The sequence below is a fragment of the Acinetobacter sp. KH_038 genome, from assembly GCF_057839405.1.
This window is the reverse complement of sequence record NZ_CM174489.1, coordinates 3087529-3107320: the sequence shown is the minus strand read 5'-3', so window position 1 is coordinate 3107320 and position 19792 is coordinate 3087529. Positions and strand designations below refer to the sequence as shown.

General features: G+C 47.7%; 15 protein-coding genes. 9 read left to right on the top strand and 6 right to left on the bottom strand.

Annotated features, from left to right (window positions below; genetic code table 11):
* Positions 1-33 precede the first annotated feature (33 nt).
* The 3 genes from ilvD (at position 34) to AC3IT7_RS14725 (ending at position 3459) form a co-directional block, all read left to right on the top strand.
* Positions 34-1719 carry a dihydroxy-acid dehydratase gene (gene ilvD / locus AC3IT7_RS14735; protein WP_489248963.1) on the top strand — a complete coding sequence of 562 codons (1686 nt, stop codon included), beginning with the start codon at positions 34-36 and terminating at the stop codon, positions 1717-1719.
* Positions 1720-1868: 149 nt separating this feature from the next.
* Positions 1869-3191, top strand: a complete 1323-nt coding sequence (locus tag AC3IT7_RS14730) for a hypothetical protein (RefSeq protein WP_489248962.1) — start codon at positions 1869-1871, stop codon at positions 3189-3191.
* Complete coding sequence (locus AC3IT7_RS14725; RefSeq protein WP_195725371.1) at positions 3172-3459, top strand: chorismate mutase; 288 nt, start codon at positions 3172-3174, stop codon at positions 3457-3459. The genes AC3IT7_RS14730 and AC3IT7_RS14725 overlap by 20 nt, the downstream gene beginning before the upstream one ends.
* A 119-nt stretch (positions 3460-3578) precedes the next feature.
* Here AC3IT7_RS14725 and AC3IT7_RS14720 read toward each other — a convergent pair whose 3' ends face one another.
* The 3 genes from AC3IT7_RS14720 to AC3IT7_RS14710 form a co-directional block, all read right to left on the bottom strand.
* Positions 3579-4874: a solute carrier family 23 protein gene (locus AC3IT7_RS14720; protein WP_489248961.1), complete on the bottom strand. Its 1296-nt coding sequence runs from the start codon at positions 4872-4874 to the stop codon at positions 3579-3581.
* Between the two features lie 296 nt (positions 4875-5170).
* The gene (ppc, locus tag AC3IT7_RS14715) at positions 5171-7855 is read right to left on the bottom strand and encodes a phosphoenolpyruvate carboxylase (protein WP_489248960.1); all 2685 of its coding nucleotides are present in this window, start codon (positions 7853-7855) and stop codon (positions 5171-5173) included.
* 147 nt (positions 7856-8002) lie between these two features.
* Complete coding sequence (locus AC3IT7_RS14710) at positions 8003-8629, bottom strand: TetR/AcrR family transcriptional regulator (RefSeq protein WP_489248959.1); 627 nt, start codon at positions 8627-8629, stop codon at positions 8003-8005.
* Between the two features lie 150 nt (positions 8630-8779).
* Between AC3IT7_RS14710 and AC3IT7_RS14705 the strand changes: the two genes are divergently transcribed.
* The 4 genes from AC3IT7_RS14705 (at position 8780) to dnaJ (ending at position 14755) form a co-directional block, all read left to right on the top strand.
* Positions 8780-9883, top strand: coding sequence for an efflux RND transporter periplasmic adaptor subunit (locus tag AC3IT7_RS14705; protein WP_489248958.1), 1104 nt, complete (start codon positions 8780-8782; stop codon positions 9881-9883).
* Positions 9884-9885: 2 nt separating this feature from the next.
* Entirely contained in the window at positions 9886-13023 is a 3138-nt protein-coding gene (locus tag AC3IT7_RS14700; protein WP_489248957.1) for an efflux RND transporter permease subunit, read from the top strand.
* Positions 13024-13154: 131 nt separating this feature from the next.
* Complete coding sequence (locus AC3IT7_RS14695) at positions 13155-13532, top strand: hypothetical protein (protein ID WP_475654323.1); 378 nt, start codon at positions 13155-13157, stop codon at positions 13530-13532.
* 104 nt (positions 13533-13636) lie between these two features.
* Entirely contained in the window at positions 13637-14755 is a 1119-nt protein-coding gene (dnaJ, locus tag AC3IT7_RS14690) for a molecular chaperone DnaJ (RefSeq protein ID WP_489248956.1), read from the top strand.
* Positions 14756-14882: 127 nt separating this feature from the next.
* On the opposite strand, the gene AC3IT7_RS14685 is transcribed toward dnaJ, so the two are convergent.
* Positions 14883-15347, bottom strand: coding sequence for a BLUF domain-containing protein (locus AC3IT7_RS14685; RefSeq protein ID WP_489248955.1), 465 nt, complete (start codon positions 15345-15347; stop codon positions 14883-14885).
* Positions 15348-16601: 1254 nt separating this feature from the next.
* Between AC3IT7_RS14685 and dapB the strand changes: the two genes are divergently transcribed.
* Positions 16602-17423 (top strand): 4-hydroxy-tetrahydrodipicolinate reductase, encoded by an 822-nt coding sequence (dapB, locus tag AC3IT7_RS14680; protein ID WP_489248954.1) that lies wholly within the window; start codon positions 16602-16604, stop codon positions 17421-17423.
* Between the two features lie 57 nt (positions 17424-17480).
* Complete coding sequence (locus AC3IT7_RS14675; RefSeq protein WP_005094773.1) at positions 17481-18125, top strand: START domain-containing protein; 645 nt, start codon at positions 17481-17483, stop codon at positions 18123-18125.
* 48 nt (positions 18126-18173) lie between these two features.
* Here the strand turns inward: AC3IT7_RS14675 and ahr are convergent, their stop codons facing one another.
* Entirely contained in the window at positions 18174-19202 is a 1029-nt protein-coding gene (gene ahr / locus AC3IT7_RS14670) for an NADPH-dependent aldehyde reductase Ahr (protein WP_489248953.1), read from the bottom strand.
* A gap of 4 nt (positions 19203-19206) precedes the next feature.
* Positions 19207-19788, bottom strand: coding sequence for a DNA-3-methyladenine glycosylase I (locus AC3IT7_RS14665; protein WP_489248952.1), 582 nt, complete (start codon positions 19786-19788; stop codon positions 19207-19209).
* Positions 19789-19792: the final 4 nt, after the last annotated feature.

The following is a 19792-nucleotide window of genomic DNA, read 5'->3' as shown; positions in this document are numbered from 1 at the left end:
GCCTAACATTGGTCATCGCCAAGGAATAAAATAATGAGTAAAGATAATATCCGCGAACATTCAGCCCCTGTCTATGAAGGCATTGAAAATGCACCGGCGCGTTCCATGATGCGGGCTACCGGTTTTCAGGATGAAGATTTTAAGCGTCCATTTGTCGGCATTGCTTCGACCTGGGCCAATGTCACGCCTTGTAATATGCATATTGATGGGCTGGCCAGAACCGTCGAACAGGGCGTGAGTGCGGCAGGTGGCAAGGGCATTATCTTCAATACCATTACCATTTCCGACGGGATTTCTAACGGCACGGAAGGCATGAAATATTCACTGCTATCACGGGAAGTGATTGCAGACTCGATTGAAACTGTAGTGGGCTGTCAGGCCTATGATGGGGTGATTGCCATTGGTGGTTGCGACAAGAATATGCCGGGCTGCATCATGGGACTGGCACGTTTAAACCGTCCGGGCTTGTTTATTTATGGTGGGACCATCAAGCCGGGTGAAGGCCATACCGACATGATTTCGGTATTTGAAGCAGTCGGTCAATATGCCAAAGGTGAAATCAACGCAATTCAGGTCAAGCATATTGAAGAAGTGTCCTTGCCGGGTCCGGGTTCTTGTGGTGGCATGTATACCGCCAATTCCATGGCCTCTGCCATTGAAGCCTTAGGCATGAGCCTGCCGGGTTCATCGGCGCAGGAAGCCGTCTCGGAAGACAAGCAAATCGACTGTGCCCGGGCCGGTGAAGCGGTGATGAATCTGCTGCGACTGGATATCAAGCCGCGCGACATCATGACCAAGGCGGCTTTTGAAAACTCGATTAAAGTATTGATTGCCTTGGGCGGTTCCACCAATGGCGTACTGCATCTCTTGGCGATGGCACATACCGCAGGGGTGGAATTGAATCTGGATGACTTTGTCCGGATTGGTAAAGATATTCCGGTAGTCGCTGATGTGCGTCCTTCAGGTAAATACCTGATGTCAGAGCTGATCGCGATTGGCGGCATTCAGCCACTGATGAAGCGCATGCTGGATGCTAGCATGCTGGATGGTTCATGCCTGACCGTGACCGGTAAAACCCTGGCCGAAAATCTGGCCGAGGTAGAAGATTATCCCGAAGGTCAGCAGATTATTCTGCCTTTTGATGCGCCAGTGAAAAAAGACTCGCATCTGGTGATTTTAAAAGGCAATCTGTCACCTAAAGGTGCCGTGGCCAAGATTACCGGTAAGGAAGGTCTGCATTTTGCCGGGCCGGCACGGGTTTTTGAAGGCGAGCAGGGCGCCATGCGCGGGATCCTGGATGGCGAAGTGCAGCCGGGTGAAGTGGTGGTGATTCGTGGTGTCGGTCCGAAAGGCGGCCCGGGTATGCCGGAAATGCTGAAACCGACCTCAGCGATTATTGGTAAAGGTCTGGGTGATTCAGTGGCATTAATTACGGACGGACGTTTCTCTGGTGGCAGTCACGGTTTTGTGATTGGGCATGTCACGCCAGAAGCTTATGATGGCGGTCCGATTGGTCTGGTGCAAAATGGCGACCAGATTTCAATTAATGCGGAAACCCGGGAAATGACCTGGCATGTAGACGAGCAGGAGATTGCAGCACGTCAGGCAGCCTGGCAAAAACCGCGACCGAATTATACTTACGGGGCACTGGCGAAATTTGCCAAACTGACTTCGGGTGCGGAAACCGGAGCGGTCACTGACCTGAATCTTGACCTCTAATCCATTGTTAAACATTGAACATTTGCTTATGACTTGATATAAGTTTTTACAGCATGCAGGGCATTCGCCCTGCGATCTTAAAAATAGATTATTCTGTGCAGATTCAATTTTTTGAACCGCACACCGTCATTCTTGTCGAGGCCGATCTCATGTCGCTGTTACGCCGTTGGTTTGATCCAATCCGATCGAGTTGGTTTTACCAAAAACCGGTTCGATATACGGTGTTATCTATTGAAGATGGGCTGAGTATCCATTTAAGACTGGATGATGTATACAGTTATCTGGCGGTACAGCAGTTACCGCAGCTCGAAGAAATTTTAAGTCCTGAACTGAAACCGCTGAAAGTGGTCATTTCCAGTGTGCATGCCGAAGCACCCAACCAGATGTCTTTTGATGAATGGCAGCACTACACCCTGAATGATGCCAAGATTCTGTCGAAACAGCATCGTTTCAGTTTTCATGACACGCCAGAATTGCCCAGCGCTGAAGCCTTGCAACAGGCGGAACTAATTTTACGGCGCACCCCGCTGCGCGGGCAGGATTTCCTGTATTTGCTGGAAGATGTGTTCCATATGCTGTGGCAAAAACAGACCGGAAAATTGCGGACTTTATATGCCATGGCCAGCCGTCATCATCAGCCGCAGGATTTTCCGGAACGTATTTTTGACCAGACCCCGGTTCTGGCCAGCTATTTTGATTTGGGTGGCCGCCAGTATCAGGCCGTGGACGACCTGTTACGTTTGACCCGACGTCTGGACCAGCAGAAACTGTTGACCGGCAATCCGATTTTTCTGATCAATCATATTGAATGGCGTGAGCACCTGATCAGTGATGCCGAAGAGCTGAACGAGATCCAGTCGATGGACCCGGAACTGGACTTGTATATCGCACTGGAAGATCCGATTTCCTGGCTATTGCTGGCCTATATTAAGGAAGAACTGGCCGATTATTATAATATCCAGCTGAATATCTATCCCTTGTCCTATCGGGGCCGGGATTGGTTTGACTGGAGTCTGGCCACGCGTTTGTCGAAACGTACCGAAGTAAAATTTACCCCGTTCTGCCGGCCTACCGAGCAGGCGACTATTGCGATGGCACAGTTGTTTTATAGCTGTCCTGAGGAGCAGCGCATCGAGGCCATGTACCAGATCTTGCAAGCTGTCTGGACTAGAGGTGAAGACCTGTCCTATACCCCGCATTTCCAGCGTATGCAGCAGCAACTTAACATTGCCGAGCTGAGCCAGGACGATATTCTGGCCAAGTTGCAGGACAATGATATGCTCTGTGAAATGAAGTCGCAGCCGAACTTTCCGGTACTGGAACTGCGCATTGATGATCAAAGTTATACATTTAATAGCTTATATCGGGTCTGGATGATTGAAAGTATTTTCAGTAATGTGTTAGAAGAAAAGTATAAGAGTAATAATCAAACTGAAAGTGAATTGAAAAAACATGGAAAAGATCAAAGCTGAATCATTAGAACACGCACGTCAACAGATCGATGCCATTGATACAGCTTTAGTTGAGCTGATCGCTGCACGTCAATTTTATGTTGATCAAACCACCCGTTTTAAAAAAACTGAAACCGATTTGCAGTCGCCGGAACGTATGGAACAGATTGTGGAAAATGTCAGGGCACTGGCACAGCAGCAGGGCGTCGATCAGGAGTTTATCGAGCATCTCTATCGCGAAATGTTCCATTATTTCATTCAACGTGAACTGAAAGAGTTTCGCCCTTAAACAGACATGTGCAATAACAGCAGCCTGGCGGCTTGCTGTTATTGCACTGGCTATAATTTGAACCCTATCAGCATAAAAAAAGCAGCCTAAGGGCTGCTATAAATTTTCAATTTTTACGGTTATTTTTTATCGGCCAGACTAAAGAACCAGTTGAGGAGCAACGCGGCAAAAGTGGCCGTACCGATACCACCCAGATTAAAACTGCCGAAAGTCAGGGCAAAATCACCTGTACCTAAAATAATCGTGACCGCAGCCACCATCAGGTTTTTGTTCTGCGAGAAATCGACCTTGTTTTCAATCCAGATTTTGGCACCGGCAATGGTAATCAAACCAAACACCACAATTGAAGCACCGGTCAGAATCGCCGTTGGAATGGTATGAATCACCGCACCAAACTTCGGAGATAAACCGAGGAAAATCGCAAAGACACCGGCAACTGCAAAGATGATGGTGGAATACACGCGGGTGACTGCCATCACGCCAATGTTTTCCCCATAAGTGGTCATGCCCGGGCCACCAACACCCCCTGCCAGAGTGGTTGCAACACCATCTGCCACAAAGGCTTTACCAATATGCGGATCCAGATTTTCTCCGGTCATCGCGCCTACAGCCTTGATATGTCCTAGATTTTCAGCCACCAGAATCAACGCAATCGGTGCAATGATCAGCATGGCATTGACTTCAAAAGTCGGTGCATGGAATGTCGGTAAACCGAACCAGGCAGCTTGCTGAATTGGCAGGAAATTGATCGCAGTACCATAACCCATAACATTGCTGAGCATGAAATAGATCAGATAGGACAGTAACAGACCGACCAATAATAGCAGGCGTTGCAGCAGGCCTTTGGTAAAGACCGCAATCGAGCCCATACACATCACGGTAACGAGAGACATCCACATATTAAAGGTGTTACCCATGACGCTTTTAACGGTGATCGGCGCCAGGTTTAGACCAATGATCATCACCACCGCACCGGTTACCACGGGTGGCATCAGCTTTTCAATCCAGCGCGTGCCGGTCGCCATGACCAGAAAGCCCATCAGCGCATAGAAAATACCACAGGCAATAATACCGCCGGCTGCAACGCCAATATTCGGATTGAGTCCACCACCACCGGCATAACCGGTTGCTGCGATAACCACACCAATAAAGGCAAAGCTCGAACCTAAATAACTTGGAACCCGGCCACCGGTGATCAGAAAGAACAGAATGGTACAGATCCCTGACATTAAAATGGCCAGGTTTGGATCGAAGCCCATTAAAAAAGGTGCCAGTACAGTCGCGCCAAACATGGCAAATGCATGTTGTACACCCAGAATCATTGTCTGTGCGGGTGGCAAATACTCTGCGGTACCTACTGGTCGTGCATCGATACTGCCCTCATAAGGGCGCCATTTGGGAAACCAACTGGACATAAAATGAGCACTCGAAAGATAAATTGTGCACATCATACTCTTGTTCTTTAGAAGATTTAATTACTTAAACAAAATTTTTGTTCAAATTAATGCTATGACTTTATTTGATATTTTACCGGGTGGTAAAATAATTTTGAGTTAAAAGTAAAGTGAAATCAGGCGATTAATTTCTTAAAATGCACCAGAGTATCTATAAATAAATCTGATTTACTATATAAAATAAAATATTTCTTGGCTATTGACTGATCAATAAAAAAGCACATCGTGAAGATGTGCTTTTAAATAGCCGGTTTGGATCAACCGGTATTGCGCAGACCGGCTGCAATCCCGGCAATACTGACCATCAGGGCATGATCGACGGGGGTATGTTCAGCCTGCTGCTGTTCAAGATAGAGACGGCGACGTTTCATCAGTTCGGCTTGCAGTAAATGCAGCGGTAACAAATAGGGTTTACGTACTTTCATGGACTGATCCAGTACGCCGTTGCTGCTCAGCAGTTTCGATTCACCTTTCAAGGTTAACAGGGTTTGTACCGCATCCTGCAAACGCTGGCGCAACTCTGTGCCCAGAATCTTCAGATCTTCATCCTGAGTCAGATGTGCTTCATAATACAGTGCCACATGCGCATCGGCTTTGGACAGCACCATTTCCAGCATATCAATCAGGGTCTGAAAATATGGCCACTGGGCCAGCATTTCATCGAGTACGGCGCGTTGACCCTGATCCAGTACCTCATTCAGGGCTGCACCAGTACCGAGCCAGGCCGGCAACATCAGACGAATCTGGGTCCAGGCAAAGACCCAGGGAATGGCACGCAAGGACTCAATCCCGCCGCTGACTTTACGTTTGGCCGGGCGGGAACCGAGTGGCAGCATCTGCAATTCCAGTTCCGGGGTAACGGTGCGCAGGTATTTCACAAAATGCGGATTTTCCCGGACAGTCTGGCGATAGACCTGAACCGACAGTTCAGTCATCTGATGCATCAGATCGCGCCATTCCTGCTTCGGTTCGGGTGGCGGTAACAGGGTTGCTTCCAGTGTGGCAGCGGTATAAATTTCCAGATTTTGCAGGGCAATTTCTTCTAGCCCGAATTTGAACCGGATCATTTCACCCTGTTCCGTGACACGAATCGCACCCGAGATCGAACCCGGTGGCTGCGAGAACAAGGCCTGTTGTGTCGGTGCACCGCCACGGCTGATTGAGCCGCCACGGCCATGGAACAGCGTCAGTTGCACGCCATGCTGGCGGGCGATGGCAGTGAGTTCTTCCTGGGCACGATACTGCGCCCAGTTGGCCGACATAAAACCGGCATCCTTGGCCGAATCCGAATAGCCAATCATCACCTCATGTTTGCCCTGAATATGCTGTTTGTACCAGTGCATATTGAACAGGGTCGACATGGTGGCGGCTGCACCATCCAGATCTTTCAGGGTTTCAAACAGTGGCACCACCCGTAAGGCCTGCTTGATGCCGGCTTCTTTTTGTAACAGCAGTACGGCCAGCACATCACTTGGATATTCCGCCATAGAGATAATATAAGCGCCCAGAGATTCACTCGGCTGCTCGGCCAGAGTACGCATGGTGGCAAACACTTCCTGTACATCTGCATGCTCAATCAGACTGCCAGCCGGTTCATTCAGATGTTTCGGCAAGAGTGGACGTTTGCTTTGCAGTTCTTGCAGTAAAAAGTTTTGCCGTGCCTGTTCGGTCCAGGTTTCAAAATTCCCCAGTCCTAAATATTCGGTAATGGCTGAAATCGCCTGACGGTGACGACCAGATTCCTGACGGATATCCAGTTTCAGCAGCTCGATGCCAAAGCTGTTGACCCGGTAAATAAAGTCCAGCAGGCTGCCATTGGCAATTTCGGCCAGATTGCAGGCCATCAGCGAGCGGTAGCAGGTCAGGAGCGGCTGCAACAGCTCATCTTTGCTTTTAATCACCAGACTGTCATCGGCCTCATTGCCTTTTAATTTTTCTGCCAGCCAGTGTCGGGTCGCTTGCAGGCGGGTACGTGTGTCACGTAAATATTCACGATACGGTTCCGGATGAGCCTGACCCAATGCCTCGGAAATTTCTGCACTACATTGCTGAATGGAGAGTTCCCAGCGCAGATTTTCAATATCACGTAAATACAGGTCGGCGGCTTTCCAGCGTGACAGCCACAGCACTTCCTGAGTTACGGTATGGGTCACATTCGGGTTGCCGTCGCGGTCACCACCCATCCAGGAGGCAAAACGTACCGGTGCCACATCTAGGGGCAGGTTCTGTGCACACTGTTCTGTGACCATGCTATTCAGTTCCCGGATAAATTTCGGAACCGCATTCCACAAGGTCTGCTCAATGGTGGTAAAGCCCCATTTGGCTTCATCAATCGGGGTCGGACGATGCTGACGGATTTCATCGGTTTGCCAGGCAGAGCTGATCAGCTGTTTCAGGTCGGCCAGAACTGCCTGACGCTCACGCGGCGTCAGTTTCTGCTGGTCGAATTTGGACAGCGCAGCATTGATGCCATCATATTTTTGAATCAGGGTACGGCGGCTGACTTCAGTCGGATGTGCAGTCAGCACCAGTTCAATTTTTAATTCACAGATTTGCTGATACAGCGTGTCGGCAGAAATATCTTGTTGTTTAAATTTTTCAAATAATGGTATCAGGGGATTAGGAGATTCTGCCGTGTCATCGAATTCGCTTTGACGGCGACGACGCACCACATGATATTGTTCGGCAATATTGGCAAAGTTTAAAAAATGGGTAAAGGCCCGGGTCAGTGGCAGGATTTCCGCATCTTCCAGACTCAAAAATAGTTGTTCTAGCTGTTTTTCTGCTTCAAGCTGTCCATCACGTGCGCCTTTGGACAAGGCACGAATCTGCTCAATCTGATTAAACAAATCCTGCCCGGCATGTAATTTTAAGGTTTCCCCCAGTAAATTACCCAGTAACCGTACGTCTTCGCGTAGTGGTGCATCAATTTGTTGAATCATTTTATATTCCCTCAAATGCTTAGTTTGACTATACCGCGACTGTCGGACAATCCAAGTCCTTTAAAGACAAAAGTTGCAGATTTTTAGCTGCTTTTTTCATAAGTCTGCAGCATCACAATAGCGCAGGCAGATGACGCTGGTATGAGCTTATGGGTTGGCAATGCCATATTTCAGCATAAACAGTTCAATCGCTTGGGCAATGATCTGCTGCTGTGCGGTATGCGAAGGAGGTGGGCTGAGGCCGAGCAGGATTTTCTGATGCCGGGTTCCGGTCAGCAGGGACACAATCAGCTCGGTCTGTTTTTCCGGAAGATCGGGCCGAATAAACTGGTAATGCTGGGCCTGCGCAAAGAAATCATTCCAGACCGCATCTAGTCTGCTATGCGAGGCCTGATAAAACTGTTCGGTCAACGGACTTTGCTGCGAGGCCAGTTCCATCAGCAGCAGATCCAGTTTAATGGCTTCGGGCAAATTAATGATGTTCAAAGCACGGCAACAGGCCTGATAAAACTCATGATAAAAATCACTTTCCGCTCGTAGCATCTGCGGCTGTTCATGCAGAATGGCTTCACAGGTATCTTCAATCGCACAAGTAAACAGAGTAGCCTTGTCCTGAAAATGGTTATACACCGTCAGTTTGGTGACACCTGCCTCGCGCGCAATCTGGTTCATGCTGGAAGCATGATAGCCATGTTCTAAAAATAAGGCTTTGGCCACACTGAGAATCCGTTGGCGCTTTTCCAGATCTTTGGGTCGTCCCACAGGTATTTGCACAATTTTTTCCAAAAAAAAGTCAGGCCGGTCATTGCTTTGACCGCAGAGTCGTAATTAATGTACCCAGTGGTATATTAATTAAAAAATAAGCAATTTAATATATCAGCATCATTTGCCCTAAAAACAGATTATCAGATAAGAGCGAACAATATGAGCAGGATTTACAGCGTATTGGCTGGCATGATGATGCTTTGCAGTGTGACCTTAAGCGGGTGCAGCAAAGATACTGCCGCAGCAGAACAGGAAGTTCCCTTCGTCATGGTGAGTAGACCGGCCACTTCACAGCATGAACTGAAAAGCTATGCCGGAGATGTGCAGGCGCGTCAGCAAACCGAGCTGGCCTTTCGGGTGGCGGGACAGGTGACCCAGCGTTTCGTCGATGTCGGGGATCAGGTCAAAGTCGGGCAGGTACTGGCGACGCTGGATGTAAAAGATGCACAGCTACAGCTGAATGCGGCACGTGCCCAGCTGGAAAATGCACAGTCTGCCAGCAAAATTGCTCAAGATGAACTCCAGCGCTTCAAGCAGCTATTACCTGTCAATGCCGTGAGTCGCTCGCAATATGATGCCGTCGATAATCAATACAAAGCTGCACAGTCAAGCCTGAAACAGGCACAAGCCAATTATGATACGGCCAAAAACCAGACCGCTTATAATCAGCTGCTTGCCACTAAAAATGGCGTGATCACTGCACGTAATATCGAAACAGGTCAGGTGGTGGCCGCGGGGCAGGCAGCTTATGAGCTGGCGATTTCCGGTGAGCGTGAAGTGGTGATTGGAGTGCCGGAACAGGCCATTTCAGAGATCAAGGTCGGACAGGCAGCCACGGTCACTTTATGGTCCAAACCTGAAGAGAAATTTGCTGCCTTTGTTCGCGAGATTGCACCGGCAGCAGACCAGTCGCGTACCTTCCGGGTTAAAGTCTCACTGCGTGAGGGCAATGCGCAGATTCAGCTGGGACAAAGTGCCCGGGTATATTTTCAGCACAGCCGCGACAATATGCTCAGCATCCCGCTGTCCAGTGTATCGGCCACCGATCAGCAGGCTTATGTGATGGTGGTCAAGGCGGATCATAGCTTGGCTAAAGTTCCGGTTCAGCTGGGTGCTTATGGCCGCGATAGTGTTCCCGTACTCAGTGGCCTGAAACCGGAAGACTATGTGGTGATTGGCGGGGTACATCTGCTGCGTGACCAGCAAAAAATCAAACCGATTGATCGTGAAAATCGCCCTGTGAACATTCAGGCAGGGGGTTAAGCATGAACTTTAACCTGTCGGAATGGGCCTTAAAAAATAAAGGTCTGGTGCTGTATTTTATGATCCTGCTGGGTCTGGTTGGCATCGTCTCCTATTCCAAGCTGTCGCAAAGTGAAGATCCGCCGTTTACCTTTAAGGTCATGGTAATCCAGACCTACTGGCCGGGTGCCAGTGCCAAGGAAGTCTCCTTGCAGGTCACCGACCGGATTGAAAAGGAATTGATGACCACGGGACAGTATGACCGCATCATGGCCTATTCGCGTCCGGGTGAATCCATGGTGACCTTTATTGCCAAAGACTCGCTGGCTTCGAAAGAGGTGGCTGATGTCTGGTACAACGTGCGCAAGAAAGTCAGCGATATCCGGCATGAATTGCCGCAAGGGGTACAAGGTCCCTTCTTCAATGATGAATTTGGCGATACTTTTGGCAATATCTATGTGCTTAAAGGCAAAGACTTCGATTATGCCACCTTAAAAGAATATGCCGACCGTTTGCAGCTACAACTGCAACGGGTGAAAGATGTGGCCAAAGTAGAACTGATCGGGCTGCAAGACCAGAAAATCTGGATTGAAATTTCCAACACTAAAGCAATTCAGCTGGGCGTCCCCGTCAGCGCCATTCAGCAGGCCTTACAGCAGCAAAATGCCATGAGCAATGCCGGATTTTTTGAAACCGGTTCTGACCGGATTCAGGTTCGGGTCAGTGGTGCTCTAAGCAGTGTCGAACAACTACAGCAGTTGCCACTTCTGGTAAATGGCAAGACCATTCAGCTCGGAGATGTGGCTGACGTCTATCGCGGCTTTAGTGATCCGGCCCAGCCAAGGATGCGCTTTATGGGGGAAAATGGCATTGGCATTGCCGTGTCCATGCGCAAGGGTGGCGATATCATTGCCTTGGGCAAACATCTGGAACAGGAATTTGCCCGTTTGCAAAAAACCTTGCCACTCGGCATGCAGCTGCAAAAAGTCTCCGATCAGCCGGTGGCGGTCAAACGTAGTATTAACGAATTTATGAAAGTCTTGGCCGAAGCGGTGATTATCGTACTGCTGGTCAGTTTCTTCTCGCTCGGTTTTCGTACCGGACTGGTGGTGGCATTTTCGATTCCACTGGTACTGGCCATGACCTTTGCCGGGATGCAGCTGTTTGATGTCGGGCTGCACAAGATTTCCCTGGGTGCCCTGATCCTGGCGCTGGGTTTGCTGGTCGATGATGCGATTATCGCGATTGAAATGATGGCGATTAAAATGGAGCAGGGCTTTAGCCGGCTACAGGCCGCCGGCCATGCCTGGCGCACCACCGCATTTCCAATGTTGACCGGGACCTTAATTACTGCTGCCGGCTTTTTACCGATTGCCACGGCAGCATCGAGTACCGGGGAATATACCCGTTCGATTTTTCAGGTGGTGACCATTGCCCTGCTGGTGTCCTGGATTGCCGCGGTTCTGTTTGTACCTTACTTAGGTGATAAACTGCTGCCGGATTTCAACAAAGATTTAGTGCAAAAAGCACCGTGGTATCAGCGTCTCTGGGCACGTCTGCGCAAACAGCCGCAACCTGCGCCGATTGTGCATCATGCCGGCGAACACTATGACCCCTATCAAACCCGGTTTTATCAGGGCTTTCGCCGTTGGGTAAATGCCTGTGTGACCTATCGTAAAACCGTGATTGCAGCCACAGTCGGGATTTTTGTCCTGTCGATTCTGATGTTCAAGCTGGTACCGCAGCAGTTTTTTCCGCCATCCAACCGGGCGGAGATTCTGGTCGACCTTAAACTGGAAGAAGGTGCCTCCTTGAAGGCCACCGAGGCCGCAGTGAAAAAGGTCGAAGCCTTTTTGTCGAAACAGCAGGGCATTGATAACTATGTGGCCTATGTCGGGATTGGTTCGCCGCGTTTCTATTTGCCACTCGATCAGCAGCTGCCGCAAACCAGTTTTGCCCAGTTTGTGGTGCTAGCCTCCTCTTTGGAAGATCGTAATGAAATCCGGCAGTCCTTAAGCGACCAGATTCGGGTGTTATTGCCGGAAGTCCGGACCCGGGTGTCCTTACTGGAAAATGGCCCACCAGTCGGTTATCCACTGCAGTTTCGGGTCTCTGGCGAAGATCTGGGCTTGGTACGTGAATGGGCACAGCGTGTTGCTGCCAAAGTGGGAGAGAATCCGAATACCACCAATGTGCATCTGGACTGGGGTGAGCCGAGCAAGGTTATCAAACTGCAGATTGATCAGGACCGTGCCCGCCAGCTGGGGGTCAGTAGCAGTGAACTGGCCAATGTACTGAACAGCTCGATTCTGGGTGCAGGCATTGATCAGTACCGGGAAAAACGTGAGCTGATTGAAATCCGTTTGCGCGGTGCTCAGGCTGAACGGGTAGAGGTGGCATCTTTAAGCAGTCTGGCCGTGCCTACAGCCACGGGAACTTCAGTGCCGCTGGCCCAGCTTGCCAACATTGAATATAGCTTTGAAGAAGGCCTGATCTGGCATCGTAATCGTTTACCAACCATTACCGTACGTGCCGATATTCGCACGGCCTTGCAGCCGGCCACGGTAGTGAATGAATTGCAGGATTCACTAGAGCAGCTACGAGCTGAGTTACCCAATGGCTATCTGCTACAAGTGGGCGGTACTGTTGAGGAATCTGCACGTGGCCAGAACTCGGTCAATGCCGGCATGCCTTTATTCCTGGCGGTGGTGATGACCCTGCTGATGATTCAGCTCAAAAGTATGTCACGGGCCTTTATTGTATTTCTGACTGCGCCTTTGGGCATCATTGGGGTGGTATTATTCCTGTTATTGTTCAATAAACCTTTCGGCTTTGTCGCTATGCTCGGGACGATTGCACTGTCTGGCATGATCATGCGTAATTCGCTGATTCTGATCGACCAGATCGAGCAGGATATTCAGGCCGGGGAAGCACAATGGGATGCCATCATCAATGCCACGGTCCGCCGTTGTCGTCCGATTGTTTTGACCGCACTGGCTGCAGTTTTAGCCATGATCCCCCTGTCGCGGAGTATTTTTTTCGGGCCGATGGCAGTGGCAATTATGGGCGGTCTGATTGTGGCAACCCTGTTGACCCTGTTTTTCCTGCCTGCCTTATATGCACAATGGTTTAAAGTGAAAAAAAGTTTAAATTCTGTTTAAATTTGTCATAATTTCAGGTGCGAAATAGCGAAATCTTCAATATAGTAGCACCTGAGATTTTTATACTTTAAAAAAATAAGTAATTGCTGCATTGGCCGGACTGCCAATTCAGTAATGAGGTTGAACCAGACATGACTCAAAATACATTAACCAAGATGCGACGTTCCGTAGCAATGGCTTATGTCTTCATGTTTTTGGCTTTGTTCACCCTGTTTAGTGGCCTGTTGGCCTACTGGTTCGCGCGTAAAGTGACTCAGGTCGATTATGCTGAAGTCTGGCTACAGGCACAGGCGCTGTGGATCATGCGTAATATCGTGATTTATACCATTTTAGCGATCTTCGCTGCACTGTGGTTTATTCCCCTGTTTTTCTTTGCCTGGGACAGCCAGTTATGGGTCAAGGCCTGTGTGGTGACCGGGGTAATTTTCAGCTTTATTGCCTTTATTTTTCTGCTCAATGCCTGGTTTAAAGGTATCCATAAATTCTCTCAAAATAAAGCTGTGTTCTAAAGCGCATAATTTTTTTCACATTTCCCCTTGTAAAACTAGGTTTGACCCCAATTTCAGACCTCAGTTGAATATTAAACAAAATTCCGTGAGGAGCATCGCCAGACATGGCTAAACGTGATTATTATGAGGTTTTGGGCGTCGCTAAAACCGCTAGTGATGATGAAATCAAAAAAGCCTACCGTAAGTTGGCGATGAAATATCATCCAGACCGTAACCCGGACAATGCTGAAGCTGAAGAGAAATTCAAAGAAGCAGCAGAAGCCTATGAAGTGCTCTCTGATGGTGAAAAGCGCAGCATGTACGACCGTATGGGGCATCAGGCCTTTGAAGGTGGTATGGGCGGCGGTGGCGGCTTCGGTGGTGGTTTCAGCGCAGAAGACATTTTCAGCCAGTTCGGTGATATTTTCGGTGGTGCTTTCGGCGGCGGTGGTGGTCGTGGCCAGCAGCGCGCGCGCCGAGGTTCCGACTTACGCTATGTCATGGAACTGACCCTGGAAGAAGCAGTCAAGGGCGTCAAGAAAACCATTACTTTTACTGCACCGGCACCTTGTGATGCCTGTGATGGTAAAGGCTCGAAAAATCCAAACGATGTAGAAACCTGCCGTACCTGTCATGGTGCCGGTCAAGTGCGTATGCAGCAAGGTTTCTTCTCGGTACAGCAAACCTGTAGTACCTGTCGCGGTCAGGGCAAGATCATCAAGAACCCATGTAATAAATGTCATGGTTCAGGGGTATCAGATCGTCAGCAAACTCTGGAAGTCACTATTCCTGCGGGTGTAGACAATGGCGACCGCGTACGCTTGACCGGTAAAGGTGAAGCGATCCGTGACGGTCAGTCCGGTGACCTGTACGTAGAAGTGGTAGTGCGTGAGCATGAAATTTTCCAGCGTGATGGTGCTGACCTGTATATGGATGTGCCGGTATCAATTGCTGATGCAGCCTTAGGGAAGGAAGTTCAGATTCCTACCCTGGAAGGCCGTGTGAGCCTGAAAATTCCTGAAGGTACTCAAACGGGCAAACTGTTCCGCTTACGTGGTAAAGGGGTTAAACCGGTACGTACCAGCATGCAGGGTGACTTGCTGTGCAGAATCGTGGTGGAAACGCCAGTCAACTTAAGTGCGCGTCAGCGTGAACTGTTGAAAGAACTGCAAGAAACCATGGATGGTGAAGATAGTAAATCTTCGCCAAAGAAAAAATCATTCTTTGATCGTTTGTTCGATTAATTGAATGCAGGTAAAAAAGGACGCAAATGCGTCCTTTTTTATGCTGTATATACGGTTCTATTGAACAAGATGCTCAAAAGACTTTTAAATCCGGCCCTTTGTCGCGACCAGAGGATTTAGTTGAGCTTTAAATGGGGTTGGCACTTACCAGGGCTTTACTTTTCAAGATAGAAAAACTGTCACCATGCTGGCTTAATAAGTTGATAAAAGCTGGAATAGTCACGGTATTAAGTAAATAGGGATTAAACTCATCATTATGGTGGTGGGCAAAGAACTCCAGTACTTCTGTATGAATCATGGCATATTTCATATGCCAGCCAGAAAACGAATATTGTTCAATATTTTCACAAGATAAGACTTCACAGTTTTCATGACGTGGATCTTTTAAAATCTTTTGATAAAATAAATGTTCTACTTTATCTTTTTGACCTTCTAAGCACTGCACAAAATAATTATTTCCATAATAAAGAGCGCCATAAATTTGGTTGAGCCCATTAAAAGTGAGGGCTTCTGACAAAATGTCGCACAACTCATTTATCGGATTAATCTTACTTTTAAATTTGCTGACATATAATAATCTTATATCATTCATGTTGTTACCTGTATGGGAGTTTTAAGAATACGTGTATTTAAAAAATAGAAAATACAATTGCTTATAAATAAATGACATCAGTTAAAAAATGTTCCTAAGATTTTTCAGACTTGAAACGGCACTTGTTGTTCAGACTAGGGGAGTGGAAGATCAATTATGTGGTATAGATCGGCAGACCGCATCAAGCGATGAAGCAAAGATCATTGGGTATATCTAATTAATGAAAATTAAATTATTTTAAATTCTGGCCATTAAATAGCCGCTTTTACCATCTCGGTAAGGTATTAAAATGCAGGAGTCATGCAGAGATCTTTTAAGGTGAAGAAAAATAAAATGACAGGAATTTGTTTTAGAACATTTAACTGACTGGCATGAGACTAAATCACAAAACAAATAGGAGAACTACAACTGCAGGAATAAAATGCAAGACAGCACATATGATATACTTAAATATAGACAGCTGATACTAAAAAGCTCTGAGCTTAGATGAAATACCTATATATGACTATTTCTCCTACATTATTTAAATCAATTATATTTTTTATTTGATTCATGACTGGATAAAGCGGTCATGCAAATCCTCGAATAAAATGATAATTAAAATAAAAACCCCCAGCATCCTGCCGGGGGTTTTCGTATTGCTTGGCTCGGTATAACTCCTGTCGTACCTGAACGTCCTTGTACTTATCTATTGTTATTCTTGTATGGAACATCCTGTTCCCGATGAATCCATCATAGGAAATTTGTACTATTGCGGATAGCGGCAAAGGGACGAGATTGATGTAAGCCAAAGCGTACAAAATTGTCTGAATTTTATCCATGAACGTACAGGCATTTTGACTTGTGCATTTGGTTTCTGCTTTTGCAGGCGCTTTGTTTGTTGCATATATTGCGAAAGAATTAATGCGCTATATCCTTTTTATTCTTCTCATACGCAGAACGATTTTATCTGTACAAAGAAAGGCTTTGGAAAGATACATAGCATCATTTATGTAGCCAAAAATAGATGCTGGTCGGCATTCTGTTTGATGGCTTGATTGGCTTTTATGATGCTGTTTTTCGACCCGGTACAGACAGTTTTTCATTTTTTTATTTGTTAAAGTCTTTGCTTGTGATTTCTGGGCTGAAAGTCTTATCAATCGCAGTGATTTTACTGTTTGAGTATTTTCATTGATTTTTATGCAATGCATCTTAGTGTTATTGCACAGTTTTGCTATAGTAAGAGCAATTTTGGATCAACATCAGGACTATGTTATGTCAGCTACACCACGCATTGGGATCTTAGGTGCCGGCGGTCGTATGGGACGTATCCTTATTCAGGCAGTGCATGAAGCGGGTTATCAATTGGCGGCTGCAGTAGAACGCCCTGAAAGTACATTATTGGGTGCGGATGCTGGCGAAATTGCCGGAATTGGTGCAGTCGGGGTTAAAGTGGTAGCTAGCCTCGCAGATGTAGTAAAAGACTGCGATGTGGTAATTGATTTCACTGCACCGGCAGCGACGGTCAATCACTTGAAAATCTGCCGTGAAGCCGGTGTGGCCATCGTGATTGGTACTACAGGAATGAATGACGAGCAGAAAGCCTATCTGGATGAATCTGCTACTGAAACGTCTGTGGTCTATGCAGCAAACTATTCAGTAGGTGTAAACGTATCGATCAAGCTGCTTGAACTTGCTTCTAAAGTTTTCGGTGATACGGTCGACATTGAAGTGATTGAAGCACATCACCGCCATAAAGTTGATGCACCATCGGGTACGGCATTGATGATGGGCGAGGCGATTGCAGGTGCTTTGGGCCGTGACCTGAAACAGGATGCCGTATATTGCCGTGAAGGTCATACCGGTCCTCGTGAGCGCAAGAGCATTGGTTTCCAGACCATTCGTGGCGGCGATATTGTCGGTGAACATACTGCTATGTTTATTGCCGATGGCGAACGTGTGGAAATTACCCATAAAGCCACCAACCGCATGAATTTTGCCAGCGGTGCAGTGCGTGCTGCTGCCTGGGTGGTCGGTCGTGAAACTGGCAAATATGACATGAAAGACGTGTTGGGTTTTAACGACATTCAGGTTTAAAATCCAGTCAAAATCATTTATAAAAAAATCTAAAACTAAAATAAGACGAATAATATAATGCAAAAAATGATTTTCCTGCTCTGTGCAGTGGTGCTTGGCACCATTGCGCAGGCAAAGCCACTCCATACGCCCAAACTCAGTATTGATAAAAATAATATCAAGGTCTGGACCTATCAGGATCAGCAGAATCCGGTCTTTCTGTATAAGGCAGAAACCACTTACCATGCACCAATTGAAAATGCCGTGTCGCTGATTCTGGATATCGAGCATGCTGTGCAATGGGTACCTTATATGGGCAGTATCAAGGTCTTATCACGTGATGATAAAAAAGGCGAATTTACCTTGTATATGGTGCTGGATTTTCCATTTCCGTTAAAAGACCGCGACCTGATTGTACAGGGCAAGATGATCAAGCAAGCCAATGGACAGATCAGTATCAAGAATAAAGCCATTCAGACCGGCTATCCCTTAAATCCGAATTATGTGCGTTTGACCGATTATCAGGGGGATTGGACTTTTCAAAAGCTGGCCAATAATCAGGTCAAGGTTTCAACTTATGGTTATGCCAATCCGGAAGGCTCGATTCCCTTAACTTTTGTAAATATGTTCGTGCAGCAGCAGCCTTATCAGATGCTGCAGAAGATGAAAGCAGAGCTGGCCAAGCCTGCAGGCCTTGCAGTTTTGCCTGAAGTATTGCAATAAAAAAGACCCAATTGCTGGGTCTTTTTGACAGATTGAAACAGGCAGAGTTTAAGCTTCAAAATCTGCTTTAAGTACAATCCGGTAGCGGGCTTTACCCGAATACAGATGTTCAATTGCTTGATTCAGCTGTGACATCGGGAAGACTTCAATTTGTGGGGCAATATTTTTACGCGCAGCAAATTGCAGTAACTGACGCAGTGCCGCCGGTGAACCGGTCGGTGAGCCGGTAACAGACTTGGCGCCGCCAATCAGCATGCCCGCCGGAATCGGCATCGGTTCTAATGGTAGACCCAGCATATGCACAGTACCGTTCGGTGCCAGAGTGGCCAGATAAGCCTGCCAGTTCAAGGTGACATTGACCGTACTCAATAATAAATCGAACTTACCACGTTGAGCCTTTAATGCAGCCACATCACGACTATTCACCACATGATCAGCACCCATGGCTTTCAGCTCATCGGTCTTGTCCAGATTGGAAGTAAAGGCGGTAATTTCGCAGCCCCAGGCTTTAAGCAGTTTAATCGCAATATGGCCCAGCCCGCCAATCCCGATCACTCCAACATGGTGAATGGCCTGAATCTGGTGTTTCAGAATCGGATCGAATACGGTAATCCCGCCACAGAGCAGGGGGCCGGCACTTTCAGGATCCAGATCTTCAGGCAGGGGAATGACCCATTGCCAGCCAGCACGGACCTTGTCGGCGAAACCACCGGCATGTCCGACAATAGTCGCCACTTGGCCGCCAGTACAGAGCACCTGCTGACCTGAAATACACGGATCGCAATATTGGCAGCTTTCCGCAGTCCAGCCAATGCCAACGCGTTGACCCACTTTCAGGCCTTTAGCTTCTGAGCCTAAATGGGTAATGGTGCCAATAATTTCGTGTCCAGCCACCACTGGATAAACCGATGAACCCCAGTCATTATTGATCACCGAAATATCGGAATGACACAGGCCGCAGTATTCTACTTTGACTTCGACCTGATGTGGCTGTAGTTCGCCGGCATCGAATTGATAGGGTTCGAGTGCAGTACCTGCTGACATTGCAGCATAGGCCTGGATAATATTATTCGACATAAGTTCAGCCCTTTTTTGAATGGGAGGATATTGTTTTAAAGTCACAATGATTTTCGTGATCATCGACCATACCGACGGCCTGCATAAATGCATAGCAAATGGTGGGTCCAACAAATTTAAAACCGGCCTGTTTGAGTGCTTTAGACATCTTTTGGCTCTCAATGGTTTGTGCGGGTGCCTGACGATAATCCGCAACATCATTATTCAGTCGGGGTTGCGCTGCAAAAGACCACAGCCATTGCCCTACATTGATGCCTTGCTGTTGCAGCTGCAGCCATGCCTGGGCATTCTGCCGAATGGCATGCAGTTTGCCGCGATGCCGTATTAAGCTAGCATCTCCCAGCTTAAGCTGGAGTTGTTCATCTGTAAGTGAGGCAATAGATTCAATGCTATATTGAAAAAAATGTTCACGGTAAGCTTCACGTTTTTTGAGGACGGTAATCCAGGCTAAACCGGCCTGCTGACCTTCCAGACACAGCATTTCAAACAGGCGGTTTTCATCTAGTAGAACCTGTCCCCATTCCTGGTCATGGTAGGCGATATACAGCGGATCATCGGAGCACCAGCCACAGCGTTGCAGAGTCATGCCA

Coding starts and splice junctions, on each gene's coding strand:
- ilvD (WP_489248963.1), top strand. CDS start 34: ATGAGTAAAGATAATATCCGCGAACATTCAGCCCCTGTCTATGAAGGC.
- AC3IT7_RS14730 (WP_489248962.1), top strand. CDS start 1,869: ATGTCGCTGTTACGCCGTTGGTTTGATCCAATCCGATCGAGTTGGTTT.
- AC3IT7_RS14725 (WP_195725371.1), top strand. CDS start 3,172: ATGGAAAAGATCAAAGCTGAATCATTAGAACACGCACGTCAACAGATC.
- AC3IT7_RS14720 (WP_489248961.1), bottom strand. CDS start 4,874: ATGTCCAGTTGGTTTCCCAAATGGCGCCCTTATGAGGGCAGTATCGAT.
- ppc (WP_489248960.1), bottom strand. CDS start 7,855: ATGATTCAACAAATTGATGCACCACTACGCGAAGACGTACGGTTACTG.
- AC3IT7_RS14705 (WP_489248958.1), top strand. CDS start 8,780: ATGAGCAGGATTTACAGCGTATTGGCTGGCATGATGATGCTTTGCAGT.
- AC3IT7_RS14700 (WP_489248957.1), top strand. CDS start 9,886: ATGAACTTTAACCTGTCGGAATGGGCCTTAAAAAATAAAGGTCTGGTG.
- AC3IT7_RS14695 (WP_475654323.1), top strand. CDS start 13,155: ATGACTCAAAATACATTAACCAAGATGCGACGTTCCGTAGCAATGGCT.
- dnaJ (WP_489248956.1), top strand. CDS start 13,637: ATGGCTAAACGTGATTATTATGAGGTTTTGGGCGTCGCTAAAACCGCT.
- AC3IT7_RS14685 (WP_489248955.1), bottom strand. CDS start 15,347: ATGAATGATATAAGATTATTATATGTCAGCAAATTTAAAAGTAAGATT.
- dapB (WP_489248954.1), top strand. CDS start 16,602: ATGTCAGCTACACCACGCATTGGGATCTTAGGTGCCGGCGGTCGTATG.
- AC3IT7_RS14675 (WP_005094773.1), top strand. CDS start 17,481: ATGCAAAAAATGATTTTCCTGCTCTGTGCAGTGGTGCTTGGCACCATT.
- ahr (WP_489248953.1), bottom strand. CDS start 19,202: ATGTCGAATAATATTATCCAGGCCTATGCTGCAATGTCAGCAGGTACT.
- AC3IT7_RS14665 (WP_489248952.1), bottom strand. CDS start 19,788: ATGACTCTGCAACGCTGTGGCTGGTGCTCCGATGATCCGCTGTATATC.